Origin of the sequence: Enterococcus pallens ATCC BAA-351 (assembly GCF_000407485.1) — a bacterium.
Lineage (GTDB): Bacteria > Bacillota > Bacilli > Lactobacillales > Enterococcaceae > Enterococcus_A > Enterococcus_A pallens.
The window spans coordinates 119,648-143,387 of the sequence record NZ_ASWD01000001.1 but is presented as its reverse complement, the minus strand read 5'-3'; the positions used below and the strand labels follow the sequence as shown (position 1 = coordinate 143,387).

Below are 23,740 nucleotides of genomic sequence, written 5' to 3'. Positions count from 1 at the left end.
CGTTAGTAATTGCTTTAGAAAGACTTAGGATGGTATCTCAGCCAAAGAACATCATCGCTCATTACCTCAGCAGCTTTCAGCTTAAAGTCGACTGGCGTAATCGCTGCTAGATTCGTTCCACGCTCAAAAATAGTATGGGTCTCCTTTTCACCATCTGTAACCGGCGCTACTACCACGCTCACTTCGTCAACGATCCCTTCCTGCAGAAAAGACCAATTAACAACTCCCCCACCTGATACCATCAAGGTTTTAATCCGAAACAGCTTAAATAATTTCTCAGCCGCCAAACGGCAATCAATCGTTTCTTTACCCGCAAAAATATAAGAAATTCTTTTCTCACGAAGAAAAACAAGGTAAGCATCACTGACTCTTTCTGTCAAAACTTCAATAATATGTGCTCTCGGTCGTTTGACATAATCGACATAGTTCTTAGTCCAGCCTACTTTGCCAGATGGATCAGCCGAAACAATGTACATTGCTGCTTGTTTCTCTGCAATAAAGTCTTCCTTTGATACTGGGTGATCAACTGGTTTTAAAACTGGTTTCTGGTAGTTTGTAAAATTTTCTTCCATCGTGACCCGGCCACATAACCAAGCCTGGCTGTGATACCGCGTGTTAGTGGTCTCATATACATTGCTGGCAACTTCAGCACCTGCAGTATTCATAAACGGACCGCTGATTTTTCCATTCAACGACGTAAGCATGTGACACACAATATAAGGTCTCTCCATTTGAATTCCTACTTTCTTTTATACTAAATGAGCAGAAGAACACCTCTATCATGAGCAATAGAGATGTTCTTACAATTATTCTACAGCTGTTTTAACTGGAATCGGCAGGTTACGACTGCTTAAGTCCTCACCGTTGGATGCAATCACCTGCTGGTACCAATAGAAGGATTTTTTCTTGGTTCGTGCCATTGTCCCGTTACCCTCGTCATCTCGGTCAACATGGATAAAGCCGTAGCGTTTACTCATTTGTCCAGTACTGGCTGCAATTAAGTCGACACACCCCCAGGTAGTGTAGCCCAACAATTCAATTCCATCAATTTCGACAGCATCCTTAAACGCTTGAATGTGCTGTCGAATATAATCAATTCGATACTCGTCGTCAATAAAACCTTCGCTATCCGGGACATCCACCGCACCTAGTCCGTTTTCCACAATAAACAATGGTTTTTGATACCGATCGTACATTTGATTCAAGGAATTTCGTAAACCTAAAGGATCAATTTGCCAACCCCATTCCGTTGAAGGCAAATGAGGATTTTTAATTGTGCCAAAAATATTGCCGGTGGTATGCTCATAATCCTCGGGATGGGCACTGACAGTTCGCGAAGAATAGTAAGAAAACGAGACAAAGTCAACTGGTGCGGAAGCTAGAATATCCAAATCTTCCTCCGTCATCACAATATTCAAGTTTTCCCGTTCAAACCTTTTCAGCGCATAATTCGGATATTTCCCTCTGGCTTGCACATCAATGAAGAAGTACCCTTCGCGATCTCGGTTGATTGCCTCTTGATAATCCTCAGGACGGCAGGTATAAGGATAATTGTTGCCGCCAGCCAACATACAGCCCACCTGATTTTTAGGATCGATCTCGTGAGCAATTTGGGTAGCCAAGGCACTAGCTACTAATTGATGATGTGCCGCTTGGTATTTTACTTCCTCGTGATTTTCTCCTTCTTGAAATACAATCCCACCACCAACAAACGGCTGGTGCAGCAGGATATTAATTTCATTAATCGTTAGCCAATAGTTGACTAAGCCTTTGTAGCGCGTTAAAACGGTTCGTGCATAACGAGCATAAAGATCGATCAGCTGACGATTCCGCCAAGAACCGTAATTCTTAATCAGGTTTAGCGGAACATCAAAATGAGCAATAGTGACCAGCGGTTCGATCCCATGCTTACGCAGCTCCTTAAAAATAGCTTCATAAAAAGCCAAGCCTTCTTCATTCGGCTGCTCGTCGTCTCCATTAGGAAAAATACGTGACCAAGACAACGACATACGATAAACTTTAAAGCCCATTTCCGCAAAAAGCTGAATATCTTCCATGTAATGATTGTACATATCAATTGCTTCCTTAGCAGGATAATAATAATCTTCCTGCCATTCAAGCATCTCCATTGTACCAGCTGCGACCTTTTTGCGATCCGGTCCGCAAGGCATCATGTCAATGTTGGCCAAACCTCTGCCACCAGCTAAAGCACCGCCTTCTGTTTGATTGGCGGCTGTTGCACCGCCCCATAAAAAATTATCTGGTAATGCCATAGTTGTTTTCTCCTCACTTATACCTGAATTGTTAACATCGTATTTTGATTGTTTTTGATGCCGAAAGAATCGTGTTTAACTTCTTTGTAATTCGCCGTATTCGTTACGATAACCGGTGTTTGAGTCACATAACCTGCTTCTTTCAGTTTAGCTAAATCAAAGGTAAGCAGTGTTTGTCCTTGAATTACCTTGTCCCCTTGACTAACATGAGCCTCAAAATATTTCCCATTCAGCTCGACAGTATTTAAACCAACATGAATCAAAAGCTCAACGCCATTCTCACTCACTAAGCCAATCGCGTGTTTAGTTGGAAAGAGAGTGACTACTTCACCATTGAAAGGCGCAACTATTTTTCCTTCACTCGGTTCAAAGGCAACACCCTGCCCCAGCATTCCTGAAGCAAAGGCTTCATCCTGAACCTGAGACAGCTCCAGCATTTCGCCATTGATTGGACTGTTAATGGCAATTGAATCTACTGCAATTACTGATTCAGACGTTTTTTCAGCTTTGTTATCCTGCTTTTCGAAACGTAAACTCAAGAAATAGGTAGCGACAGCCGTAGTAACCATCGTAATCGCAATTGCGATAAGAATATTTATAACGTTGGAAATATCCTCACCAATATACAGCGGGATAGCTGGCAAGCCTGAAGACCCTGTAGCAAAACGTGAGGCCCCACTTAACCCAGCATATAATCCACCTAAACCACCACCGATCATCGTCGCAATTAATGGATATTTTTTAGGTAAAGCTACACCGTATAGTGCTGGCTCAGTAATTCCCATCAAAGCAGTAATCCCACCAGAAGTAGCCACCTGTTTTTCTTTTTGATCCTTGGTTCTGGTGCTGGCAACTAACGCCGCAACACCAGTAGCAATATTTGAAACCATCGCTCCCGGCCCAAAAATATTGGCATAGCCGACAGAGGTCAGCTGCAATACATCCAATGGTCCAATACTGGTATGGATCCCGAACATCACCATAATTGGCAGCAGCGTCCCCACAATAACTGCTGGTGCCCAAGGTGCTACCGCACGAATTCCATTGAAACCAGCTGCGATGAACTCACCTACATAAGAGCCTAATGGTCCTACTGCCACTAGAGCAATGACACCTGTAATTAGAATTGTCAGCATCGGAACAAATACAATTTTCACGGCATTGGGAATAATCCGATTGAAAAACTTCTCAATAAAGGATTGAACAATAACAATCAACATAATCGGAATTACACTAGCGCCATACCCCACCAAGCGAACCGGCATTGCGAACAGCTGAACCGCATTTCCTTCCGCAACAAGTGCTGTAAAGTTTGGATGCAAAAGGACTCCTGCTAAAGCCATCGCTAGATAGGGATTACATTTAAGCTTTCTAGCTGCCGTATTGGCTAAGAAAAAGGGCAAAAAATAAAAGACAGCATCAGCCATAAAATTAACAATGTAATAGGTTTGACTTTCATTCGAGACAACCTTGAATAAAACGAGTAGGGCTAATAACGCTTTAATCATTCCGGCACCGCTCATAGCAGGAATAATTGGACTAAATGAAGTCGAAATAAATTCAATCGCTAAGCTCAAAAAGTTCTTGTTTTTCCCTTCACTGTGGTCGGCGGTCTGATCGATAGCAGCTAATAATGGTACTACCTCTTCATAAACCTCAGCTACATGGGTGCCTATCACTACTTGAAATTGACCACCGCTGCTTATCACACCTGCGACACCATCCAATTGCTGTAAAGCTTTTGTATCCACCTTCGATTCATCTGCTAAGTCAAACCGCAGACGAGTCTGACAATGAATCAAGTTGCGTATATTCTCTTTTCCACCTACCAGCTGAACAATGCTGTTGGCAAGCTTAGTATATTTTTTACTCATTCACTCTTTTCCCCTTTCATTTTCTCAGCGCACTTTGATACACTTACTATATCGGCAGGTGCACACGCTTTCAATCTTTTGACGATAGTTTGGTACTTAGTTTCACTTTTTTTGGGTGAAGCGGTCACTTTTGCGAAACTAGCTGAAACTTCTAACAACCCAGGTTGAGTTTTTCAACTGCTAGTTTATACTATTGATACAACACGAAAGGAATAAGCCTTATGGAACTACTACAACGAATTGAAGAATTCACTGTCAGCCAAAATAATACCAAACGTGAAATCGCTGAATTTATTTTGGAAAATAAATTCGAGATTCACAAATACTCAATTAACCAAGTAGCCGAAAAAACTTACTCTTCTAAGTCCGCCTTGGTTCGCTTTGGCAAAGCACTAGGCTTTAATGGTTGGAAGGATTTTTTAAACAAACTGATTGAAGATATTCGCTATGAACAAACCCATTATTCTGAGATTGATCCCAACATTCCTTTTACGACGGAGCACAGCTACCAGGAAATTATCAAAAATATCGCTACCGTCCAGATGGAAAGCATTCAGGATACTGCTGATCGCATGGATGTCTCCAGCTTGGAAAAAGCGGTCGCCATGTTAAACAATTCTCGCAGAATCGTCATTTTAGGAGTGAGTCCCAACAATCTGCTGGGAGATATCTTCCGTAGAAAAATGGCTACCATCGGACGCTCCGTTGAAGTAATTCAAAGCGGTGAAATTGGTTTGACAGCAAGTGGCTTGACCAAAGCAGACACCGCAATTATTATTTCCTACTCTGGTAATGATGTTTCTCGCGAACCCATGCGCTTTATTCCCCAAATGAAGAAGCAAGGAGTACAGCTGATTGGGATAACCAGTGATGGTGGAAATTACATTCGCCGCGAAATCGAAACAATTCTCAGTATATCTTCGCGAGAAAGACTTTATAAAAAAATTAGCAACTTTTCCACCGAAGAATCGATTCTGTTTTTATTAAACGTTCTTTACGCTGGACTGTTTTCAAAGGAGTATATTAGAAACTATCAATTTAAGGTCAATAATTCCATGAACCTTGAAGAAACTCGAATCATTCGGCAAACAGAACTGAAGGAATAAAAAATGAATGCACGACGTTTAGTTGCTCACGCCGTGCATTCATTTTTTTAACTTCAACTGACCCTGCCAAAACAAAATCCCTTCCTCTATCGCTGATAACGATTGGATCAAGTGTAAATTACCCTTTATTTTTCCAATTTTGTATCGTGGAATTCCTAAGGTAAACTCTTCCTCTCTTAGGGTAATTCCCAAAAGCTGCCAGTCAGGGAAGTAGCAAATATCGCCCACCGCTGAATAGCCGCAGCAATCAGCCTCAATAACTAACTGCAAGGAATCAGAAAAATAGTAGCTTTTAGACGGATCTCGTCTGAATAAAAATGGCTGCCTTAAACAACCAGCAATCAGCTTTTCTTCAAAAAAAGCAGGCACGAGTGTTACTTCATTCACGGTATCCCCTAGTTGAAAATAGAGCTGCCCATTTTCTAGCTGCCAAGAATGATCCTTCATTCTGCTTCCTCCTCCCTTGACTCCCCCCTAGTATAACCTGTGAAGTTCACTCCAAAGCAAGAAATTTATGAACTTTTACTTGCCTTGGAGTTGACTCCATGTCTTATACTATTAGAAAGGAGGTCCATCAAATGAACATTAAAGAAGTAGCAGATATGTTTGACCTGACAGTAGATACCATTCGCTATTACGAGAAAATCGGAGTAGTTCCACCCATTACGAGAGATAAAAGAGGGTATCGCGTATTTACCACGCGTGATCTTAACTGGGTATTCCTAGCTAAGAGTCTGCGCAATGCGGGAGTGTCGATTGAATCATTGGTAGAATATGCAGCCCTGTCACAGGTTGATGGTGATGAACGTCTGGCTCAAAAGGAAATCCTGCAAAGTCAGTTATCTGAACTGGAGCAGAAGCTCAGTGAACTGCATAAAACACGAGACTTATTGGCCTATAAAATTGATACCTTTGATGCCCATATCGCTAAGTTCAACAATAACGGGATACCTGATGATCAAGTAGAAGAATTATGGAAGATGGAGCACTTCAAAAGCAATACCAACCAATAGTAGGAAATCCTTCACCTAGATGTGTTGCCGCTAAACGTATGGCAACTACTGTTGATGATTCTACGAAGAAAGCTTTTGGATTATTTGGAAAGAAGCAAACTTATTTTCATGCCTCCAGGTTCAAGCCTGGAGGACTTTTTTTATTAAGCTGCAGCGAACAAAAAACCAGAAACAGCCTAAACTTAAATGCTGCTTCTGGTTTTTGAATTTACTATTCCATCCCTCGCTCTACAAACCGACGCGTTTTGCCAGCTCAGGCGTATAACGATGGCCAACAATTTGAATTTGGTTTGCGGCAGCTGTCAATTCCTGCAATTCCTTTTCGCTAAACTGGATGCTGGCTGCCCCCATGTTTTCTTTTACTCGTTCAATCTTAGTTGTTCCGGGAATAGGAACAATCCACGGTTTCTGCGCCAAGATCCAGGCTAAAGCGATTTGTGCAGGGGTAGCTTGTTTTTTCTCAGCAACCTGCTTAACCAGATTGACTAGCTGCATGTTGGCTTCCATTGCATCTTTTTGGAATCGAGGCAAACTACGACGACTGTCTCCAGCATCAAATTCCGTCGTGACATCTAAGCTGCCGGTCAAAAAGCCTTTGCCTAACGGACTGAATGGAACAAAACCGATGCCCAGCTCTTCCAAGGTTGGCAGTAGTTCTTCTTCTGGTTCACGGGTCCACAAAGAGTATTCGCTCTCCACCGCCGTCAATGGTTCAATTGCATGTGCTTTACGAATCGTTTGCACTCCCGCTTCGGACAGCCCCCAATGTTTGATTTTCCCAGCTTTGATCAGCTTTTGCATGGTCAAGGCTACCTCTTCAATCGGCGTATTGGGATCAACACGATGCAGATAATACAAATCGATTGCCTCCCGCTTCAATCTTTTCAAGGAGCCCTCTACCGATTTTTCTATTACCTCAGGCCGGCCATCCACTACCTGTTTCCCATCAATTATTTTTATACCAACTTTTGTAGCGATAACTACATCCTTTTTATAGGGAGCCAACGCTTCTGCAATCAACTCTTCATTAGTAAACGGACCATAAACTTCTGCGGTATCAATGAAATGTTCCCCAAGTTCGACCGCTTCCTGCAGCACCTTTATCATTTTCTTCTTGTCAGGAACTGCACCGTATGCATAACTCATTCCCATTGCCCCTAAACCAATTTCTGAAACTTCTAAATTACTTGTACCTAATCTTCGTGTCTTCATTCCATTTCCTCCTAACTGATAAACAGAGTATAAGCCCTAGACCGAACTCCAAGGCAAGAGGAAAGTTGGCTAAATTGATTTTTTTTGCAGATTTAGGTGGTGTTTGATAACGGAAAATGAATTGACTGCGCAAAAAAGCTCGATTATGGCATAATTATCCTTAACCAAGCCCATAGTCCTTTTATGACTGCCTCCATGCAGTTATACGTAATAAAAATTTTCCTTAGACAACTGATGGTATCAAAGTTTGCACCATAAAAATGAATGTGCGAGAAGCCAATTTCTTCTAATGGGAAGTTTCTGAAACTTATTATTCTAGCCTGATCCTGCTTCACTAATGGTCAACTGCTTCTTAACTGCATTTTCGTAATGTATCTTAGATTTCCCACCTAAGTGGCAGTTGATTTAATCTTCAGCTTCTCACTAAAATAATTCTTTTGTTCTGATATTTTATAGGAGAGCATGAGGGCTTTTTTCGCAGCCTATACCTCCAGCTTATCCATCAATGCTTCTATTAAGGTTTTAGAGAAATTGACGCCGGCTTTTTCGGCGCGTACATTCAGCCAATGGGGGATACTGACATTTTTCTTGTCCAACTGACTTTCTTTTAAGTAATCGGCCAAATTGACCGCCACTAAGGTTACGAATTGTGTTTGCTTATCAACAGTAATCTCGTTAATCGGCGTTGGAGCTGGTAAAGGGCAGTCTTTTTCGATTAGATCCGCTAGCATTATTCCCAAAGCATCCGCCGCCATCACTAATCCTTCTGGTATTGACTCGGCTTGAGTAACTGCCCCCTCCACATCCGGAAAATAAATTCCGAAACCAACCGTATCTTGTTCAAAAATTGCTGGATAGACTTTGTTCATCATTACACCTCATTTTTTTGTATTAATAGCCTTGAGTACTGAAGCTGCTACAACTCTGGACAACTCTTTTCCATGCTTTGTTAGAATTACTGGTCTTGGATACCCTTTTCGAACAAATTTTCTGTGAGATCCCTTGCCTACTTGATAGTCAAAGGCATTCCCCTGCATCTTCTTCAATAAATTATGATGCGCACTAGGCGTATTGTCAAAAGAGGCTGCTAGTTCTCTTTTACCTCTTTTGCCCTTCCATAATATATATACGCAAAAAACAGCAAACGAAATTATTCGTCTGCTGTTTAGTGATAAAAATTTATTCCCACTTCCGTATCCTCCACTAAACTTCCTTTAGGAGACTGGAGCAATAAATAAATCCAATAAAAATCTCCTACACATGCGGCCCCGTGAAGCGTTGCTAAAAAAATATAGACTCCTGCTAATAAGGCACCGCTGAAATAAGCAATCGTCAGGCCCAAAGTAATCAATAGAAATGGTGCCAACGAGATCCAGGCGAACTGCCCACGAGAGTATTTCGACCCTGGTGAGGCAGCGTAGGCTACCCCCTTCTTGATATCAAAGCCAAACTTCACTTTACCTTTTGGCGAAAAGACTCGGAAGAACACCCCGTGAATTAATTCGTGAATGACAATTAATAGAATCAGTCCTATACCGAGCAATAAAATCCTTTCCACTGAAAAATTTGTCGGAGTCTCACTAACTGGAAAGAGGATAGTCACTCCTATAAAAAATAGGAAAAATAGAACTATCAGAAAAATAGATAGGATATTCAAATGTAAAAGACGCTTCTTATCATTCAAAAGATCAATTGATCGGATCAGCTTCATCATTCTTCCCCCTCGTATAATAGAATAGCCAATCAGAAACAGGTCATTTATCAAGGTTTCCGTTAAAGTCGCAGCAACATTGAAAACAGGAAAAAAACTGAATCGTTTAATCCAGTTTTTTGAAACATCTGTGAGGATGATCTTTCTGACCAGACTTGACGTGTCTAAGCTAAAGAAACTGATTAATAACAGCGATAATTGTCCATTTTCTTAAGCTATCTCAAGTTAACTCAAACGCTGACTCAAGCATAAACAAATGCATAATAAATCACATACCACCAACCAAGCATACCATGAAAAAGTGCCAATAAAAAACTATGCCATTTACGATAAGACAGTATGAAAGCTAGAATGTTGCCAATGCCGATTCCTGTTTTAGTAGTTTGATCCATTGCTTGCCTCTCGCCTTTTACTTTTCAAATCCTACGGCTACACAATTCAAGCCTGTGGTGGCGCTAATCATTGTATTGATAACCACACCATCATGTGGCAAATGTCCATCTTTCTCTTTGTTCTTGTTGAAGTCCTTAATTGAGTAAATAACAATATACTTGAATTTCATACTTGTTCCTCCTCTATTTTTTTCTCATTTTATATAGAACCAGTTCTTGAAGCAAACTAAGCAGTAAGAAAAATACCCCAATAACCGCCAAAACAAAACTGACCATTCCTGCATTGTTGAAAATGATTGAAACCGTTGCGGATGCAATAGCACAGAACGACCAAATTGCAGCAATGAGTTGTCTTCTTTTTTCTACAGTCATACTCTTTTCCTCCTCTTTTCTGTTAAACCTAGTATAATCATTTATCAGCGGAATCGGGCATTTATTTCCTAAATGGTTCATTTCGCGCCTCAATTGGTCATTTCTTTTTTGATGCACTTAAGTAAGTGATCTATTAATCAATTTTCAAAGAAATTTCAAAGGACAATTTATTTACTGAGGAATAATTTCGCTTGAAACACTTGTTACATGACAAAAAAATATCGGATGAACTATTTTCTTACAAGTTTTGTGATATAGTGAACTTAATGGATACTGCACGTTAAAAGGAGGATATTATGAGAAAAATCGTGTGGATTTATTCCATCAATGTGTATGATACTAGTGCGCCCTTTGGTTTTGGCACTCCTGGGGTTAGAGGAGGTCATGGTAAAAAATTCCAGGCCGAAATGAAGGCAGCTTTGCAGCCGGAGATTGAGTTGGAGTTTATAAGTTACAACCCTGCCAGTAATGAAATTCCTGAAGCTGATTTGATTCTCTTCAACAGTCTAGATGCCAAACGTTTGAATGATGAAATCACTGACAAAGGAATTGCCATCCCCTTCCAAGATCTTTACATGGGAAAGGTCCAAGATATTAAGGAATACCTGATGCCCTTCTTGGAAACAGCTTCAACTTAGCGTTTGAATTAAAAAAATAAAGATAGATATCGTTGGTATTTTTTTCAACGATATCTATCTTTTTTTGCAAACACACTTAAAAGAAGATCAATAAGTCTATTTTTTCTTTTTTATAGCATTCTTCTCATTTTCAGACTCTTCGGGCTTGTTCCTGCGAGAATTAGTGATAGAATAAGGAATTATATCATATGAAGGAGTTACTATATAAATGACTTATGCACTAGAAATTAATCAACTGAAAAAAGTCTATGGCTCCGGCGTCACGGCGCTGCGGGGAATTGACTTGGCAGTTGAGGAAGGCGACTTTTATGCCTTATTAGGACCAAACGGCGCGGGGAAATCCACAACGATTGGTATCATCACCTCTTTAGTCAATAAAACCTCTGGTCAGGTGAAGGTTTTCGGCTACGATATCGACAAAGACCTAGTTATCGCCAAGCAGCAAATCGGATTGGTGCCGCAGGAATTTAACTTTAATCCCTTCGAAACCGTCCAGCAAATCGTGGTGAATCAAGCAGGCTATTATGGTGTTTCTCGAAAAGAGGCGTTAAAACGCAGCGAGAAATATTTGAAGCAATCGAACCTATGGGAAAAGCGCAATGTTCGTGCCCGCATGCTTTCTGGCGGGATGAAACGCCGTTTGATGATTGCCCGGGCCTTGATGCATGAACCAAAATTATTAATTCTGGATGAACCAACTGCCGGAGTGGACATTGAGCTGCGACGGGAAATGTGGGAGTTTCTACGGAATTTGAACAATAGCGGGACGACTATTATCCTAACGACTCACTATTTGGAAGAAGCCGAAATGCTGTGCCGCAACATTGGGATTATTCAATCCGGCGAGCTGATTGAAAACACCAGCATGAAATCACTGCTGGCAAAATTACAGTTTGAGACCTTCATCTTTGATTTAGAGCCAGTGGCGCAAGCACCGGTGATTAACGGCTACAACTACCAAATGGACGATGAACAAACGTTGGAAGTCGAAGTGGAACGCAACCAAGGGATCAATGATGTGTTCCAGCAGCTAAGCGCTCAAGGTGTCAAGGTGCTTTCCATGCGGAACAAATCCAATCGTTTGGAAGAACTGTTCTTGAAGCTCACTGAAGAAAAACGTCACACGGAGGAAGTCAATGCTTAGTCTATACCTTACAGCTTTAAAAAGTCTGGCGGTTAAAGAAACCAACCGTTATCTGCGAATCTGGGTCCAAACCTTGGTACCGCCAGTCATTACTACATCCTTGTATTTTATTATTTTTGGGAATTTGATTGGTGGAAGAATCGGCGATATGGCCGGCTTTTCTTATATGGAATTTATTGTACCTGGTCTGATTATGATGTCGGCGATTACCAGCTCTTATTCCAATGTTTCCTCTTCCTTTTTCTCACAGAAATTCCAGAAAAACATTGAGGAATTATTAGTGGCTCCAGTCCCTACTCACATCATTATTTGGGGCTTCGTTATTGGCGGCTTGGGACGCAGTATCATGGTTAGCGCGCTGGTCACAATCATTTCACTATTTTTTGTCCCATTACATGTACACTCTTGGCTGATTATTATCATGACCTTGCTGATGACGGCTATTTTGTTCTCATTAGCTGGCTTGCTAAATGGTATCTTCGCCCAATCTTTTGATGATGTTTCGATTGTGCCAACCTTTGTACTGCAGCCTTTGACCTATTTAGGTGGTGTTTTCTACGCTATCTCGATGTTGCCGCCATTTTGGCAGGCCGTTTCCAAGGTCAATCCGATTGTTTACATGATTTCCGGGTTCCGCTATGGGTTCCTAGGTGTAATGGATGTGCCTATCGTGATCTCAGTCTCCATTTTAATTCTGTTTATTGTTGTACTTTATGCTATCTGCTGGCGCTTAATCGAACGCGGACGCGGATTGAGAAGTTAACCGACGAACTCCTTGAAATTCATTTCAAGGAGTCTTTTTTTGCTGCAGACAAAAACAAGAATTTGACGACTAAAACAGAAAATATAAATAACCAAAAAAGCACATGTTCTTCTCACAACCTCTCACCCGATTTGCCCTTGATTCAACGATCCATTCACTCCTAAAAAATCTGAAATTTCTAATTAAAGAACGCAAAAATCGACCTCTCAAAAAGAAATAAACTCGCTCATTTACTATTATTTTTCAAATTCCGACCAAAAAAAGGTCGCTTTTTGAAAAAATTTTTTTAATGAATCCGCTTGAATATTCAATAAAGCTAGTTATATTATAAAAAAGAGAAAAATACCAGTTTATCAAATAGTTTGAAAAAGTATCCAAGAAAAACGAAATGAGGGGTTTAGAACATGGTAGTCAAAACAGCAGCTCAGGAAAAAACAATCCAGCTTGGTCAACGTCAACTTTTCTCCATGAAGCGCAGCTCACTTGAGAAACGAATGAACGATTTTTTTAAGATTAGTCGCGATAGTAAATATATTATTGAATGCGCTATTTCGCTTCTTGTACGAAATAGTTTATCGGCAGCTGATTTTTCATTTGTTGCCAAGGAGTTAATCCGATCAATCTTTCTAACCGATGATGCCATCCGTTCGATGCCCTTTTCTTGCCTTTATTTTCGTGACTATTTTTCAAATGACGAGTGGCAAACCGTCATTACCCGTCTTTTTGGCCACCAACAAACTTTCCAGCAAGTGACTAAGGATATGCAAGCGAGTCTCGAAATGCTGCGGCCTCATTTTATTTCCGGTGAACGACCAACGAAAAAGAAAACCAATATGATCTCCTATTTTAAAGACGAAGCCGACAAGCGTCATAGCTGGAATTTAAGCAATGTCAATCCCGACATAACCAAAGAGGAACACTTCCACCTGATGTCTATTCTTAGCACCTTGACGATTTTTCATAAGGAGGGTGTCCGCAAATTTGCTACGCCGATTTATGCTGATTTTCTCGTTTACCACCCTAGCTACGATACTCGAAATGAAGAAGAAGCAAGTGCCCTGCAAGCCAAAAACATTCAGTTAGTGCCCATTCAGACATTAATAAACACAATAACTGAAAATCAAGTGAATCCGCTAAGTGAAGATACTCCGACTACAGAGGCAGAAGAAATAACCCATGAGAATGTAGCAGCAGTCCTTAACAAAGCGGCCGCAGAGAATGATCAGGAAACCCTCCAGGCCGTCAAAGATTTTTTGATGGCGGGCTTTGATCCTGGCACACTGTCACCAGATGAGCTGAATGAGCTGGCGAAGTTAGCACTGATACATGGCAAGTCCATGCTGGAAGTCTATCAGGAGATAAACAGCCAGCCTAACGAAGAACCAGACATCCCAGTTGATAAGCCTCTGACGAACAAGGAACGTATGCAGCAGCTGCTTCAACGAAAGAATCAGCAGCGAAATAGAAGCGGTTTGCTCAATCAAATTAACCGTCGTGGGAAAAAACGAAAGTAAGGGTGGATTTTGGGGGATTCGCTTGATCGAGCCCGGTCGTTCGATGAAGCTTCAACGAAATCGTAGGCGATTCACTAACAGAAAAATAGCGGAAACCGCTTGGCTCCCGCTACTTTAACTAGCTAGTTATTGTATTTAAGGCCTGTTTTAAGTCTTCCAACAGATCTTCGGTATCTTCAATGCCGACAGAAAGACGCAGCAGACCTTCTGTTACCCCTTGCTTTTCTCGTTCTTCCTTCGGTACACAGGCATGGCTCATGGTTACTGGATAAGACAGAATGGACTCGACTCCGCCAAGACTAACTGCCGCAATAGGAAGGTTTAAGGCCTCCGCAAAGGCATATACAGCGGCCTGATTTTCCAGTTCGAAGGACAAAACCGCGCCTCCGCTGCTGGCTTGTTTGCGATGCACTTCATAGCCAGGATGACTAGGCAGCCCAGGATAGTAAACCTTTTTGACAGCAGCATGTTCGTTCAAAAGCCAACTGATTTTCTCAGCGCTTTTGGCACTTTGTTCCATTCTTAGGCCCATGGTTTTCATACCACGCATAATCAGCCAGCAATCTTCCACACTCAAAATACTGCCGAGCACTTTTTGCTGCAGTACGAGTTGTTTGGCCCAATTTTCGTCGTTGGTAATGACTAAACCAGCCACTACATCACTATGCCCATTGATAAATTTCGTTGCACTGTGAATGACCACATCCACACCCATTTCCAAAGGCTGCTGGAATAAGGGCGTCATGAAGGTATTGTCAATAATCGTTTGCAGCTGATGTTTTTTTGCAAGTGCCACCACACCAGCAATATCAGTGACACTTAACAAAGGATTCGAAGGCGTTTCTAAATAAAGCGCCCGCGTATTGGGACGAATTGCTTGCTCCCAATCAAGCAAATTCGTTTCGTCTACAAAAGTAACTTCAATCCCAAAACGATTCATCACTTCATTAACCAGCTGGAAGGTGCCCCCGTAAATACTCTTGCACATTACCAGATGATCGCCTTGGTTGAAGCTTAATAATACTGCAGAAATCGCCCCCATTCCTGAAGAAAAAGCTGTCGCAAATTGACCGTCCTCAATGGCTGCGATGCCCTCCTCTAACGCATGACGAGTGGGATTGCCGAAACGAGAATAGGTATACGGCTGACTGTCTTTAATGGATGCTTGTTTAAAAGTGGAGCATTGATACAACGGGATTGATGATGCCCCAGTTTCATCATCAAATACCGGATAGCCATGGATTAATTTCGTATTGTCTTTCATTCTCTTTGCCTCCTGTGTTCATACTCGAAAACCTTGAAAATCTACGCTTTTATTCTACCACTACAGGAAGCGCTTTCTAAGATTGTGTAGAAGAATTTAGCAGAATCTCATGGCTTGCTTAACCTATTCTCAGAGCTAAAAAATGTGCAAAATAAAAAAATAAAGAAGGCTTTTTTGCGTACTTTTAAATACAAGGAGGGATAACTGATGTATTTCAAAAACTCGGCTGGAAAAGTCTATATTACAAAAGAAGCGGTGGTGGTAGAAACAACCCATGCCATTCAGCAGATTACACCGAAACCGCATATTGTAGAAAAAGAAGCTTTTCTGGAATTTGAATACCACAATCAAGTCGACATCATTACTCAATTAGAACACCTTTACAAAGTCTTTGGTAAATGAGCAGCTAATTCCAGGTTTCTTTTTCCAACTGCCACTAAAAGCTGCCATCCGAAAAAAAGAAGCGATCACGGAAGGCCAACTAGTACACGTTGCTGTTTGGATTAAAAAAAGTGACAGTCTGCAGGTTTATCCGCAAACTGTCACTTTTATTTTGCCGCTAAATTCATGGTTAGAAAAACCTTATCCTTTAACTGAATTCCTTCTTCAAAAATCGGATGATCGTAATGCTCGATAAAAAAATTTTCGATACGATAGGCTGGTGCAAAGCCGCAGCTCTCGTAAAATGTCAAAATCCCGGGAACATCTCCAGTACCCACCAGCATAGTCGACCCTTTGTCCTTATAATAGTCCACTATATAACTCACCAGCTGCTTGCCATATCCATTCCCTTGAAACTGTTCGTAAGTGGCTAGGCTTTGCAGCTCGTAAGTGCCTTCTCCTTCGTCAGTTACCACACAAATACTTTTTAAGTCATCGTCATACAAGGCAAACATGTCGCCCCGTTCTAAATAGTTGTCAATCATACTTTCTTGTTCATCGGCTAACAGCAATAAGTCCATAAACTCTTTTTTGTTCGCTGTGATTTGTTTGATCTTCATTAGTTTCTCCTCTATTTAAGCTATTCTTGATAGGTGCGTCCTAGCGTGTAAACATTATCAACTTCAATTAGTTGACCATTTTCATCCTCTTCAAAATTGGCAATCCAAGAATCATGAGAATCGTCTTCTGACGCCTGACGCACCTCCACTACAATTTTTCCATTTTCATCATAAGAAGTAATCGGTCCATAGGGTGCTTTATTTAGAAACGCCCATTCAGGATCATTTTGGGCCCGCTCCTGGAAAAGCTGTATGACCTGCTCTTCTGCACTGCTAAGAGTCAATGGCTCTTCAGTAGAAACCTCATTACTTGAGGGGACAGTGCTGGAACTAATAGACTGGCTTTCTTTTATGATTGATGAACTAGAAACATTGGGTAAAAGGGTATCATTGACTGCTTGCTTATTACCATAAATCTCCACCACAAAATAAATACCAATAGCACTCAAAGCTAACACCAGTACACTAACAACAGTCGTGATCACCGCATCCTTGCGCCGTTGTTTTTTAGCAGCCAGGTAGGCTCCGCGCCACTTGGGATCATTTTGTCTAAGCTGCAGGAACTGCCAGGTATGCCATGAACCGTTGCGTTGAACAAAATATTTCTTCGCCATAGTGATCCCTCCTCATTCTAAGTGTACCCTATTCCAATATTCTTAGAAAGCCGATTTTTCAAACTCGCCCGAGCACAAAAAATAAGAGCCCGTATTTCAGGCTCTTATTTTAGCTATGAAATTTTGGTATTGATGCTGGTAAGGTTTTAAGCTGGAGTGCACTCTTCATCGAGGTCTTCTTTGAAGTTTTCGTAATGTTCTTTGAGATCATTGTGTAAAACGTTGATGGTGAATTCACCGAAGTAGTTGCGTTTCATTTCTAGTTCGATCTTGATTTTCTCTAGTTCTTGAATTGATTTGCCGGGGTTTTGGTTCATTAACATTCCTCCTGATTTTTGGTTTTGATTAAGCAGTGTTGCTTAAATTCTTAAGTTTCTTGCCAAAGAGAATAGACTTCGATTTACTGCGATTTGTGAGGTATTTTTCAGCAAAATGGATTAATTTGCTTTCGACGTCTTTTTCGGCGAATTCGGGTAGAACTGCGATTTCTTTGATTCTGCCCACCGAGGGGGTAAAGAGTTGAATCGATGCGGTTCCAATCATCGTATTGTCATGGATAGCAACGAGTGTGACATAGCGGCGTTCTTTGCGATAGTTGATTTTTCGGTCCAGCAGTTGTTTTCTCAGATTAATCGCCTCGAAGAATTCCTTGCTGTAGGGTGTACTAATGTGAATGGCAACCATAGCGTTCCTCCCATCTTGTGATTATTAAATGCTTATTCGTTTATTATAGACGAAAAGACAAATTTTGTCTTCTATATTAAACGTACATTCATTTATCAGACTAGCCGCAAGAAGTGCTCTTGCTTGCTAGTATTTCACTGCATCCCAGCTCATTTGGATAATTTCGTTCATCATCGCCTCGTTTAAAGGCAAAGTTTCTGCGTAATAATCCTTTACGAATTGCATCGCCGGATTGATGGTAAAGCCAGCAATAACTGCAGTATCTACATTCTTGAAGACCTTCTCCTGTCGGCCCTCATCATAAATTGAATGGAATTGCTGAAACAGCTCTGAGATACTCTCACTCACTTCTTCATTTAACAACGGAGAATTCTGGAACTGTTCGATAAACAGGAATTCCTGAGGATTGTTCATTAAGAATTGAATGAATTTCTTCAGATATTGTTTGTAGCGGTCTTCAATTGGTGCAGCTTCATCATAATCAGACAACACATAATCACGCATTTTTTTCTTAGCGTAGTAATACAGCTTGTTAATTAGATCTTCTTTATTGTCGAAATAGACATAAATAGTCGCCGCTGAAACGTTGGCTTTCTTCGCAATTTGCGACATCGGGGTATCCGAAAACCCGCGTTCATTAATTAAATCCATCGCTGCATGAATGATGTTATCGCGTTTAGTAAAATCTTTCTTTCTCATGATTCTATATTAAATGATCATTCGTTTAATGTCAATTACTTGTTATTTATCCATGCTTATAGTTGGAAATGCCCTTTTTCCCTTTTGAAAATCGGCATAGAAATTATCAATAAAAGCACCTAAAAATAGAGTGGATTTCTCCACTCCGAAAAAGTCTAACTTATGGGGTCACTACATTCATCATTATGAGATTTACTACTTCATTATCTGTTGTTTATAGACAGTACTAGTACCAAGAGAAGATAAAACTTCCTCACCAGTGGTTAAGCTCTTAGATTCATTATTCAACCTCCATTTTTATTTACGACAGTTGATCTATAGTAATTAAAGACATTCCTTTTGCTAAAGCTTTCAAAGTACTGCACACCTTGAAACTCAAGCAATCTTCTTATAAATAGCAATCAATTCTTCCGCCAGATCGGTAAAGGCAATCGAGGTCATTAGATGATCTTGGCTGTGAACCATTAGTAACGAGATTTCTGTATTTTCACCAGAGGCTTCTGCTGTCAGCAAGTCCGTCTGAGTATGGTGGGCCTCTATCAAAGATTCTTTGGCCAAGACAATCCTTTTATCGGCCTCGGCGAATTGCTGTTCTTTGGCTGCTTGGATAGCCTCCATCGCATAGCTTTTGGCATTGCCGCCATGTACAATCAAGCCCATGATCACTTCTAAATTTTGATTTTCCATTCAATTAGACTCCTTTTTCTATCAATTGATTTGCTGCGGCAAAGACTTGTTCTCCATTCATCATACCGTAATCCTTCATATCGATGACGGCTACTGGAATATTGATCCGGGCGGCTTTTTCTTCAAACTGCTTTAACATGAAACGAACTTGAGGTCCCAGCAGGATCACGTCGATCTCCCCCTTCTCAATTTCAGGATCAGCTTCTGAAGCAGATAGTGCAAAAATTTTCACTTCCACACCTTGCGCTTCCGCAGCTTTCTCCATTTTTGTAACTAAAAGACTTGTACTCATTCCAGCAGCACAAACTAACATGATTGTTTTCATTATTCTAATTCCTTTCTTTTGCATGAATGAACCGATACTTTTTTCACGTGCTTAAGTATAATTGAAGGTATCCTTACGCTTGCGAGCAACTAAGCAGGTGAATATAACATCTAACAAATAATCAACAGAGACACCATACTGCAACGAGGTCAGCTCGTAGGTGCCCGTATAGATATAGAGACTTTCGTTACATAATAGGTCCAAATTTCGATTTACATTACCGGTTATAGCGATCGTATAAATATTTTTACGGCGTAATTCGGTGGCTGCGCTGATCATCACTGGGTTTTTACCTGTATGACTAATAATGATCGCTACACTGTCATTATCTTCCAAGGTACCAATGTAAAAGTCGTTATAGGTATTAAATACTTGGGTGTTGATTCCCAAACTGCTTAACTTTAAACAAAGCCCTTGTGCTCTTGAATAGTTCATATCACTCGCATAAAAATCGATTCTTTTTGAATGGACTAAGCGGTTGATGATGCGATTCAAGGAATCTTTTTTGATCATTTCCTGCGTATAACGAACAGTCTCTTGGTACAACCCCTCGACCGTCGTGGATAATTCGATATTTGAAGCTGTCACATCCAGTTTAGTCCAATCATTTTTCTTGCTTTGAGCATATTCACTGACGTATTGAAGCTGAAACTCATGATAGCTGGCGAAGCCCAGCTTCTTACACAAACGATTGATGGTTGCCGGGCTGGTTAGTGTTAATGCTGCTAAATCCTTCGCAGTCTTATCTAGCACACTCGCTGGATTTGCTAAAATGAATTGAACGACCGCTTTTTCCTGATGGGTAAATGTGTTGCCCTTTTGCAGCTGCTGAATAATCATTTCCTCACTCCTCAGTTTAGGATGTTTTGCCACACTCCCTGATTTAAGTATGATCATTATCCGAAAAGCATCTTTTTGTAATCGGATTCACTTTTATTTATTATAGCATCCTAAGCTGAGAAGATTACTGGCTCCTTCAATATAACTCGCTTATGCTTCATTTCCTTGAATCATTTCAACAGAAGGCGCTTCTTCGACTTCTTGTTGTTCTATAGCATCAAGACTCTGATTATATACTTTCCAGAATGGCACATAAATCACTAAACCGATCGCAAAAGAGAGAAATGGAATAAGCGCCGTCTTCATATCCCCTGTTCCTAACGGTCCCAAGAGAAATGGCGGGGTTGCCCACGGAACAACCGCATAGAATTTTCCAAAGAAGCTGGTGGACATCAAAAGATAACCAACACCTGTCGAGATCGTCCCGCTTAAAATGAAGGGAACCATTAAATAGGGATTCAACGCAATCGGCAACCCGTAAATCACTGGTTCAACGATCGTAAAGATCCCCGGTGCCAAAGCCGTCAAGCCAATCGTTTTAAATTGTTTTCTTTTTGAAGTAATCATCAAAAATAAAAGCGGCCATACTGCTGCGGTCCAAATGGTCAAACGTATAAGCCCTGTATTACCTAGTCCCGCAAGAATATTCGGCAGATCATAATTGGATACGCCATCTGCCAACGCGCTTGCATTTTGATTCACCCAGGTTAACCCAAATGGTGTAAACAGCGCGATAAACATATTGTCCCCGTGAAGTCCGACACTCCAAAGCAGCAGACAGATAAAGGTAACCAGCATTGCCATCCAAAGACTATCAGAAGAGGTGATGATCGGCTCCAGCAAGGTATTCAGCCAAGCCACCATATCGAAATTCATGATTGTGCGAATCAGCCAAGCGATACCAAAGATTGTAGCAAATGGCAATAATGCTCCAAAAGCATTTCCAATATTAGGGGGCACTGAATCTGGCATCTTAATCGTAATATTTTTGTCTAAGAAGAATTTCAGAATTTGCACCCCTACAATACTCGTGATAATACAGACGAATAACCCGCTTGCGCTAAAGGAAGTCACTGAAATCCCGCCTGCTTCGTCATAACCGTTAATGGTAAAGATCAAAAAGGTCGCTAAGCCTAACAAACTACAGGTCAACGTATTCATTTTTTTCTTTTGTGCATAGTTGTAGGGAATTGCAATAGAACAATACAAGGACATCATATTCATCGTCAAGCTGTTCATCCAAGCAAATTTCCCTGCCAAGGGAGCTAAAAAGCCGATTAACGGTTTGCCGCTGGTCCCCACATCCGGCGACCCCAAAACATATAAAATCAAAAAGATCGAACCGATCATAATAATCGGCGTTACCGCGACCAAGCCAGCTACAACGGAAGAAATAATATCAGTATTCGCAAATCTGGCCAGCGGTCCGGAAATCTTATTCGTAAACTCTGTTACTCGATCCATCATCGTTTTCTTTTGATTATCCATTCAGAACTCCTCCTATTTAATTGGTAGTTTGCCTCAGGGATCACGTCTGTTTCCGCGCAACCCCCAATTCACTACCTGTTTATTTACTAATCGCATTGACATCAGCTGGAAACACAATATCGCTAGTTCTTCTGGCTTGCGTTTGGACTTTCATTGTTTCTAGTGTGACTTCCATTAATTCTTTGGCTGTCCCTGCTTTCTGATTATCGATGATGTCGCAAAAGGCCACAAATTCGTGGTACATCCGATGCTTGCCCTGATTTAACTCATAAACTTCTTCATTTGCAGAGTCATTCATGATTAATTTAAATTTTGCGACCACATTGGCGGAATCTTCAATAATGATGCAGCCTTTATCTCCTTGAATCGAGGTTACAATCGGCGCTTTGCAATCCTTAGCTGCGATACAAACAGCTTTGAAATCACCATAATCCATGTTCAAAATGCCTGAAGTATCAATCCCCTTTTGGATATTTGCTTGATAATTAACTTTATTTGCTGAGCCGAATAGTGTAACGAGCAAATTGATATTGTAGATATTTAGATCCATCAACGCGCCGCCCGCTTTTTCAGGATCAAAAGCCGGTTGAACAATGCCTTGTTTAAACGCATCATAGCGAGAAGAATACTGTGGATAATTAGCTGAAACAATTTTGATTTCTCCTAAAGTCGGTAGAAGCTCTTTGATTTTCAGTACATTCGGTAAAAAGCGGGTGGAGACGGCTTCCAAAAGGATCAAGCTCCGTTCACTCGCCAAATCAGCTAATTCAACGGCTTCTTGGTAATTCGAAGTAAATGGCTTCTCACAAATCACATGCTTATCTGCCAATAAAGCTTTTTTAGCGAAAGTGTAATGCAGATGATTCGGAACACCAATATAAATCGTATCAATCGCCGGATTTTGAAGCATCTGATCGTAATCAGTATACTGTTCTTTAATCCCATATTTTTCAGCTAAATCCTGAAGCGCTGCTTCCTCTGCAGGTGTCGCACAAATCGCTTCCAGCTTCATTTCACTGATTTCTCCAGCAAAACTCAGTAAATCGTGCACAATCATCCCTGCTCCTAATAAACCAACTTGCATTCGCCTGCCTCCTTCGCTGCTTTCGTCGCTGCCTCGATGATTTCTAAAACGGCCACCACTTCTTCGTCCTTAACGATCTTTTCAGCACTTCCGTCCAATACCGCTACGATATTGTCATAGATAATGCCATAATCCCCTTTTTCAACAGGAACCTTCATATTCACTTCTTGACCTTCTTGATCAATGTAAGACAAGGTGCCCCAAAACTTTTCAGAGTATTCTTCTGTTGGCAATGGATACGGACCATTGGGCTTTTCTTTAGAAGAGTTATGACCAAATGACGGCATTAAAAAGCTTCCTTTCTTGCCATGAATGATAAAGCTTGGATAATCAAGCTTCACATAATAACTGGTTTTCACAATCGCTTTTAACCCTTTTGGATAGAAAAGATCAATATCGTAATAATCATCCGAAATCCCTGGGTTATCGATACTGCGGACATCGTAAACCAATTTCTCTGGAACCCCGAACTCGCCGACAATTTGATCAATTGGATGAACAGCCAAGCCATAAAGGACGCCCATCCCCTTGTGGTCAGCTATTTCTGGACGGTAGTAATCATAATGTGATTCAACTTCAATCAACTGACCTAATACACCTGATTCAATTACTTTGCGAACCGTTCGCATATCCGCATCGAAACGACGGTTTTGATTTGCCATCGCCAGAAGTCCTTTTTCTTTGGCTAAAGCAAAAACGTCTTTCGCCTCTGCAGCAGTCATCGCAAAAGGCTTTTCGGTCAGCACATTCTTCCCGCATTCAAGAGCCATTTTGGTATAGGCAACGTGAAACTGATCAGGTGTATTGACCACGATCAAATTTACTTCTGGATCTTGCATCACCTCTTCAATCGAAGAGGTGAAGGCAATTTCCGGATACCAGCTTTCCCGGTCCAAATCCCCCACACGATCCTCTTCTCTACGATAAATATATTTAACCTTCATTTTTTCCTGACGTACTGCTACATATGGCAGGTGATATTGACAAACACTATTGCCAAAACCAATATAAGCAATGACTAACATAGACTCTCCTCCAGTTT

At 41.0% G+C, this 23,740-nt stretch carries 30 protein-coding genes; 8 read left to right on the top strand and 22 right to left on the bottom strand.

Annotated elements, in window-relative coordinates; translation table 11 throughout:
• Positions 1-14 precede the first annotated feature (14 nt).
• The 3 genes from I588_RS00740 to I588_RS00730 all read right to left on the bottom strand — a co-directional run bounded on the left by I588_RS00740 (position 15) and on the right by I588_RS00730 (position 4,147).
• A complete protein-coding gene (locus I588_RS00740; protein ID WP_010757011.1) occupies positions 15-731 on the bottom strand; it encodes a dihydrofolate reductase family protein in 717 nt (238 codons plus the stop codon).
• 75 nt (positions 732-806) lie between these two features.
• On the bottom strand, positions 807-2,273 hold the full coding sequence (locus I588_RS00735) for a 6-phospho-beta-glucosidase (RefSeq protein ID WP_010757010.1): 1,467 nt from the start codon (positions 2,271-2,273) through the stop codon (positions 807-809).
• A gap of 17 nt (positions 2,274-2,290) precedes the next feature.
• Positions 2,291-4,147: a beta-glucoside-specific PTS transporter subunit IIABC gene (locus I588_RS00730; protein ID WP_010757009.1), complete on the bottom strand. Its 1,857-nt coding sequence runs from the start codon at positions 4,145-4,147 to the stop codon at positions 2,291-2,293.
• 221 nt (positions 4,148-4,368) lie between these two features.
• Between I588_RS00730 and I588_RS00725 the strand changes: the two genes are divergently transcribed.
• The gene (locus tag I588_RS00725) at positions 4,369-5,253 is read left to right on the top strand and encodes a MurR/RpiR family transcriptional regulator (protein WP_010757008.1); all 885 of its coding nucleotides are present in this window, start codon (positions 4,369-4,371) and stop codon (positions 5,251-5,253) included.
• Positions 5,254-5,292: 39 nt separating this feature from the next.
• Here the strand turns inward: I588_RS00725 and I588_RS00720 are convergent, their stop codons facing one another.
• Entirely contained in the window at positions 5,293-5,700 is a 408-nt protein-coding gene (locus tag I588_RS00720) for a hypothetical protein (RefSeq protein WP_010757007.1), read from the bottom strand.
• A 131-nt stretch (positions 5,701-5,831) separates the two neighbouring features.
• Between I588_RS00720 and I588_RS00715 the strand changes: the two genes are divergently transcribed.
• Positions 5,832-6,266, top strand: coding sequence for a MerR family transcriptional regulator (locus tag I588_RS00715; protein ID WP_010757006.1), 435 nt, complete (start codon positions 5,832-5,834; stop codon positions 6,264-6,266).
• Entirely contained in the window at positions 6,227-6,472 is a 246-nt protein-coding gene (locus tag I588_RS27160; protein WP_139243967.1) for a hypothetical protein, read from the top strand. Before I588_RS00715 ends, I588_RS27160 begins: the two co-directional genes overlap by 40 nt.
• A 22-nt stretch (positions 6,473-6,494) precedes the next feature.
• Here the strand turns inward: I588_RS27160 and I588_RS00710 are convergent, their stop codons facing one another.
• The 6 genes from I588_RS00710 to I588_RS00695 all read right to left on the bottom strand — a co-directional run bounded on the left by I588_RS00710 (position 6,495) and on the right by I588_RS00695 (position 9,953).
• The gene (locus I588_RS00710) at positions 6,495-7,478 is read right to left on the bottom strand and encodes an aldo/keto reductase (protein WP_010757005.1); all 984 of its coding nucleotides are present in this window, start codon (positions 7,476-7,478) and stop codon (positions 6,495-6,497) included.
• A gap of 482 nt (positions 7,479-7,960) precedes the next feature.
• Positions 7,961-8,347 carry a type II toxin-antitoxin system HicB family antitoxin gene (locus tag I588_RS00705; protein WP_010757004.1) on the bottom strand — a complete coding sequence of 129 codons (387 nt, stop codon included), beginning with the start codon at positions 8,345-8,347 and terminating at the stop codon, positions 7,961-7,963.
• 296 nt (positions 8,348-8,643) lie between these two features.
• Positions 8,644-9,189 (bottom strand): DUF3267 domain-containing protein, encoded by a 546-nt coding sequence (locus I588_RS00700; RefSeq protein ID WP_010757003.1) that lies wholly within the window; start codon positions 9,187-9,189, stop codon positions 8,644-8,646.
• A 242-nt stretch (positions 9,190-9,431) separates the two neighbouring features.
• Positions 9,432-9,581, bottom strand: a complete 150-nt coding sequence (locus tag I588_RS27530) for a hypothetical protein (protein WP_010757002.1) — start codon at positions 9,579-9,581, stop codon at positions 9,432-9,434.
• Positions 9,582-9,598: 17 nt separating this feature from the next.
• A complete protein-coding gene (locus I588_RS27525) occupies positions 9,599-9,751 on the bottom strand; it encodes a hypothetical protein (RefSeq protein WP_010757001.1) in 153 nt (50 codons plus the stop codon).
• Positions 9,752-9,764: 13 nt separating this feature from the next.
• Positions 9,765-9,953 carry a hypothetical protein gene (locus I588_RS00695; protein WP_016250026.1) on the bottom strand — a complete coding sequence of 63 codons (189 nt, stop codon included), beginning with the start codon at positions 9,951-9,953 and terminating at the stop codon, positions 9,765-9,767.
• A 296-nt stretch (positions 9,954-10,249) separates the two neighbouring features.
• Here I588_RS00695 and I588_RS00690 point away from each other — a divergent pair, with 296 nt between their 5' ends.
• The 4 genes from I588_RS00690 (at position 10,250) to I588_RS00675 (ending at position 14,012) form a co-directional block, all read left to right on the top strand.
• Complete coding sequence (locus I588_RS00690; RefSeq protein WP_010756999.1) at positions 10,250-10,591, top strand: hypothetical protein; 342 nt, start codon at positions 10,250-10,252, stop codon at positions 10,589-10,591.
• Positions 10,592-10,799: 208 nt separating this feature from the next.
• Complete coding sequence (locus tag I588_RS00685) at positions 10,800-11,735, top strand: ABC transporter ATP-binding protein (RefSeq protein WP_010756998.1); 936 nt, start codon at positions 10,800-10,802, stop codon at positions 11,733-11,735.
• Entirely contained in the window at positions 11,728-12,498 is a 771-nt protein-coding gene (locus I588_RS00680; RefSeq protein ID WP_010756997.1) for an ABC transporter permease, read from the top strand. Before I588_RS00685 ends, I588_RS00680 begins: the two co-directional genes overlap by 8 nt.
• A 404-nt stretch (positions 12,499-12,902) precedes the next feature.
• Positions 12,903-14,012 carry a hypothetical protein gene (locus I588_RS00675; protein ID WP_010756996.1) on the top strand — a complete coding sequence of 370 codons (1,110 nt, stop codon included), beginning with the start codon at positions 12,903-12,905 and terminating at the stop codon, positions 14,010-14,012.
• Between the two features lie 118 nt (positions 14,013-14,130).
• Here the strand turns inward: I588_RS00675 and I588_RS00670 are convergent, their stop codons facing one another.
• Positions 14,131-15,276, bottom strand: a complete 1,146-nt coding sequence (locus I588_RS00670; RefSeq protein WP_010756995.1) for a trans-sulfuration enzyme family protein — start codon at positions 15,274-15,276, stop codon at positions 14,131-14,133.
• Positions 15,277-15,483: 207 nt separating this feature from the next.
• Here I588_RS00670 and I588_RS00665 point away from each other — a divergent pair, with 207 nt between their 5' ends.
• Positions 15,484-15,678: a hypothetical protein gene (locus I588_RS00665; RefSeq protein ID WP_010756994.1), complete on the top strand. Its 195-nt coding sequence runs from the start codon at positions 15,484-15,486 to the stop codon at positions 15,676-15,678.
• Positions 15,679-15,824: 146 nt separating this feature from the next.
• Here I588_RS00665 and I588_RS00660 read toward each other — a convergent pair whose 3' ends face one another.
• The 11 genes from I588_RS00660 to I588_RS00615 all read right to left on the bottom strand — a co-directional run bounded on the left by I588_RS00660 (position 15,825) and on the right by I588_RS00615 (position 23,723).
• On the bottom strand, positions 15,825-16,277 hold the full coding sequence (locus I588_RS00660) for a GNAT family N-acetyltransferase (RefSeq protein WP_010756993.1): 453 nt from the start codon (positions 16,275-16,277) through the stop codon (positions 15,825-15,827).
• A gap of 20 nt (positions 16,278-16,297) precedes the next feature.
• On the bottom strand, positions 16,298-16,891 hold the full coding sequence (locus I588_RS00655) for a hypothetical protein (RefSeq protein ID WP_010756992.1): 594 nt from the start codon (positions 16,889-16,891) through the stop codon (positions 16,298-16,300).
• 146 nt (positions 16,892-17,037) lie between these two features.
• Positions 17,038-17,208 (bottom strand): hypothetical protein, encoded by a 171-nt coding sequence (locus I588_RS27155; protein WP_010756991.1) that lies wholly within the window; start codon positions 17,206-17,208, stop codon positions 17,038-17,040.
• A 28-nt stretch (positions 17,209-17,236) separates the two neighbouring features.
• Positions 17,237-17,575, bottom strand: coding sequence for a GNAT family N-acetyltransferase (locus I588_RS26295; protein WP_010756990.1), 339 nt, complete (start codon positions 17,573-17,575; stop codon positions 17,237-17,239).
• 126 nt (positions 17,576-17,701) lie between these two features.
• Complete coding sequence (locus tag I588_RS00645) at positions 17,702-18,274, bottom strand: TetR/AcrR family transcriptional regulator (protein WP_010756989.1); 573 nt, start codon at positions 18,272-18,274, stop codon at positions 17,702-17,704.
• Positions 18,275-18,649: 375 nt separating this feature from the next.
• Complete coding sequence (locus tag I588_RS00640) at positions 18,650-18,961, bottom strand: PTS lactose/cellobiose transporter subunit IIA (RefSeq protein WP_010756988.1); 312 nt, start codon at positions 18,959-18,961, stop codon at positions 18,650-18,652.
• Between the two features lie 4 nt (positions 18,962-18,965).
• Positions 18,966-19,286 carry a PTS sugar transporter subunit IIB gene (locus I588_RS00635; RefSeq protein ID WP_010756987.1) on the bottom strand — a complete coding sequence of 107 codons (321 nt, stop codon included), beginning with the start codon at positions 19,284-19,286 and terminating at the stop codon, positions 18,966-18,968.
• Between the two features lie 51 nt (positions 19,287-19,337).
• A complete protein-coding gene (locus I588_RS00630) occupies positions 19,338-20,126 on the bottom strand; it encodes a MurR/RpiR family transcriptional regulator (protein WP_010756986.1) in 789 nt (262 codons plus the stop codon).
• A 150-nt stretch (positions 20,127-20,276) separates the two neighbouring features.
• Entirely contained in the window at positions 20,277-21,614 is a 1,338-nt protein-coding gene (locus I588_RS00625; RefSeq protein ID WP_010756985.1) for a PTS sugar transporter subunit IIC, read from the bottom strand.
• Positions 21,615-21,693: 79 nt separating this feature from the next.
• A complete protein-coding gene (locus tag I588_RS00620; RefSeq protein WP_010756984.1) occupies positions 21,694-22,698 on the bottom strand; it encodes a Gfo/Idh/MocA family protein in 1,005 nt (334 codons plus the stop codon).
• Entirely contained in the window at positions 22,680-23,723 is a 1,044-nt protein-coding gene (locus I588_RS00615) for a Gfo/Idh/MocA family oxidoreductase (protein WP_010756983.1), read from the bottom strand. The genes I588_RS00620 and I588_RS00615 overlap by 19 nt, the downstream gene beginning before the upstream one ends.
• Positions 23,724-23,740 lie beyond the last annotated feature (17 nt).

Coding starts and splice junctions, on each gene's coding strand:
- I588_RS27530 (WP_010757002.1), bottom strand. CDS start 9,581: ATGGATCAAACTACTAAAACAGGAATCGGCATTGGCAACATTCTAGCT.
- I588_RS00690 (WP_010756999.1), top strand. CDS start 10,250: ATGAGAAAAATCGTGTGGATTTATTCCATCAATGTGTATGATACTAGT.
- I588_RS26295 (WP_010756990.1), bottom strand. CDS start 17,575: ATGGTTGCCATTCACATTAGTACACCCTACAGCAAGGAATTCTTCGAG.
- I588_RS00625 (WP_010756985.1), bottom strand. CDS start 21,614: ATGGATAATCAAAAGAAAACGATGATGGATCGAGTAACAGAGTTTACG.
- I588_RS27155 (WP_010756991.1), bottom strand. CDS start 17,208: ATGAACCAAAACCCCGGCAAATCAATTCAAGAACTAGAGAAAATCAAG.
- I588_RS00715 (WP_010757006.1), top strand. CDS start 5,832: ATGAACATTAAAGAAGTAGCAGATATGTTTGACCTGACAGTAGATACC.
- I588_RS00630 (WP_010756986.1), bottom strand. CDS start 20,126: ATGATTATTCAGCAGCTGCAAAAGGGCAACACATTTACCCATCAGGAA.
- I588_RS00620 (WP_010756984.1), bottom strand. CDS start 22,698: ATGCAAGTTGGTTTATTAGGAGCAGGGATGATTGTGCACGATTTACTG.
- I588_RS00705 (WP_010757004.1), bottom strand. CDS start 8,347: ATGAACAAAGTCTATCCAGCAATTTTTGAACAAGATACGGTTGGTTTC.
- I588_RS00710 (WP_010757005.1), bottom strand. CDS start 7,478: ATGAAGACACGAAGATTAGGTACAAGTAATTTAGAAGTTTCAGAAATT.
- I588_RS00635 (WP_010756987.1), bottom strand. CDS start 19,286: ATGAAAACAATCATGTTAGTTTGTGCTGCTGGAATGAGTACAAGTCTT.
- I588_RS00615 (WP_010756983.1), bottom strand. CDS start 23,723: ATGTTAGTCATTGCTTATATTGGTTTTGGCAATAGTGTTTGTCAATAT.
- I588_RS00680 (WP_010756997.1), top strand. CDS start 11,728: ATGCTTAGTCTATACCTTACAGCTTTAAAAAGTCTGGCGGTTAAAGAA.
- I588_RS00695 (WP_016250026.1), bottom strand. CDS start 9,953: ATGACTGTAGAAAAAAGAAGACAACTCATTGCTGCAATTTGGTCGTTC.
- I588_RS00735 (WP_010757010.1), bottom strand. CDS start 2,273: ATGGCATTACCAGATAATTTTTTATGGGGCGGTGCAACAGCCGCCAAT.
- I588_RS00655 (WP_010756992.1), bottom strand. CDS start 16,891: ATGGCGAAGAAATATTTTGTTCAACGCAACGGTTCATGGCATACCTGG.
- I588_RS00645 (WP_010756989.1), bottom strand. CDS start 18,274: ATGAGAAAGAAAGATTTTACTAAACGCGATAACATCATTCATGCAGCG.
- I588_RS00665 (WP_010756994.1), top strand. CDS start 15,484: ATGTATTTCAAAAACTCGGCTGGAAAAGTCTATATTACAAAAGAAGCG.
- I588_RS27525 (WP_010757001.1), bottom strand. CDS start 9,751: ATGAAATTCAAGTATATTGTTATTTACTCAATTAAGGACTTCAACAAG.
- I588_RS00675 (WP_010756996.1), top strand. CDS start 12,903: ATGGTAGTCAAAACAGCAGCTCAGGAAAAAACAATCCAGCTTGGTCAA.
- I588_RS00670 (WP_010756995.1), bottom strand. CDS start 15,276: ATGAAAGACAATACGAAATTAATCCATGGCTATCCGGTATTTGATGAT.
- I588_RS00685 (WP_010756998.1), top strand. CDS start 10,800: ATGACTTATGCACTAGAAATTAATCAACTGAAAAAAGTCTATGGCTCC.
- I588_RS00730 (WP_010757009.1), bottom strand. CDS start 4,147: ATGAGTAAAAAATATACTAAGCTTGCCAACAGCATTGTTCAGCTGGTA.
- I588_RS00740 (WP_010757011.1), bottom strand. CDS start 731: ATGGAGAGACCTTATATTGTGTGTCACATGCTTACGTCGTTGAATGGA.
- I588_RS27160 (WP_139243967.1), top strand. CDS start 6,227: ATGGAAGATGGAGCACTTCAAAAGCAATACCAACCAATAGTAGGAAAT.
- I588_RS00640 (WP_010756988.1), bottom strand. CDS start 18,961: ATGGAAAATCAAAATTTAGAAGTGATCATGGGCTTGATTGTACATGGC.
- I588_RS00700 (WP_010757003.1), bottom strand. CDS start 9,189: ATGAAGCTGATCCGATCAATTGATCTTTTGAATGATAAGAAGCGTCTT.
- I588_RS00725 (WP_010757008.1), top strand. CDS start 4,369: ATGGAACTACTACAACGAATTGAAGAATTCACTGTCAGCCAAAATAAT.
- I588_RS00660 (WP_010756993.1), bottom strand. CDS start 16,277: ATGAAGATCAAACAAATCACAGCGAACAAAAAAGAGTTTATGGACTTA.
- I588_RS00720 (WP_010757007.1), bottom strand. CDS start 5,700: ATGAAGGATCATTCTTGGCAGCTAGAAAATGGGCAGCTCTATTTTCAA.